Source organism: Pseudomonas sp. P1_F7 (genome assembly GCF_056405655.1).
Genome location: NZ_JBFUBR010000059.1, coordinates 1 through 1,169 on the forward strand (window position 1 = coordinate 1; position 1,169 = coordinate 1,169).

1 pseudogene is annotated in these 1,169 nt (G+C 64.6%); it reads left to right on the forward strand.

What is annotated here, in order from left to right:
- Window positions 1-1,169, forward strand: a pseudogene (locus tag AC1D1M_RS31350) (sugar-binding protein); the annotation flags it as partial.

Consider the following 1,169-nt stretch of genomic DNA (forward strand, 5'->3'; position numbering starts at 1 on the left):
ACCACTCAGGGCGACAACGTCCATCAGGTGTTCACCACCTACTACGCCGACGACAACCTCGACCTGCCGTTCAGCAACCAGAGCCCGCAGTGCCAGCTGGCCAAGACCGTGGAAACCCGCTGGAGTGTCAAAGGCGCCTCGCGCTCCGAGAAGGAGCTGACCAGCTACGACACCCACGGCAACCTGACCGAGCAGGTCCAGGCCAACGGCATCAAGGAAAGCTACAGCTACTTCCCGATCGCCGGGGTCCCTGGCGAATGCCCACCCGACCCGCACGGCTTCGTGCGTTCGCTGCGCGAAAAAACCGTGACCCCGGCCCCCGGCCAGCAAGCCGGCGCACCGGTGCTGCGTACACGCCATCGCTACGTCCTGATGCCGCCGCTCAAGGGCACGCCCCAGGACGCCAGCAGCGACTGGCTGGTGCTGACCGATGAAACCCTGTACCAGGTCGACGGCAGCCAGGAAACGCTGCTGCAACACAGCACCTACCAGACCTTCAACGACCCCGAGGACGGACTGCTGCACGGTCGGCGCCAGCGGCAGGCCATCACCCTCAATGACCTGACCACCCGTACCGATTACGCCTACGAAAAGCTCAACAGCACCTTCGTCGGCGAAACCGTGCTGCAGACCACCGAGACCCTGACCGGTTTCGATCACGGCGTGGACGGCCAACACACGCAAAAGACCATCACCCGCGAAGACTCGTTGCTGCATGGCCAGCCGCTGCTGACCCACGACGACAACGACGTGCGCATTCTCTACACCTACGATGCCTTGCAGCGGGTGTTGAGCGAAACCGTCGCCCCCGGCGACCCGCTGTACGAAGCCACGCGCAATTACCGTTACACCCTGACCAACGCCGATGGGCAACAGGCCAGCCAGATCGCCATCGACGTCAAGGGCGTGCAGACCCGCAGCCTGTTCGACGGCCAGAACCGGGTCCTCCAGGARCAGCGCCAGGACAAGGACAACCGCCGCGGCGCACGCGCCGAAGAATTTCGTGACATTTACCGGGCGAGCTACAACGCRCTCGGRCAACTGACRCARGACACCGARCTCGACTGGTGCAGCGCCGACGCCGAGGACGATCTGGTGCTGACCAGCCAGTACACCTACGACGACTGGGGCGAGCAGTGCAGCGTGACGCGCCCGGACGGCGTCGTGGA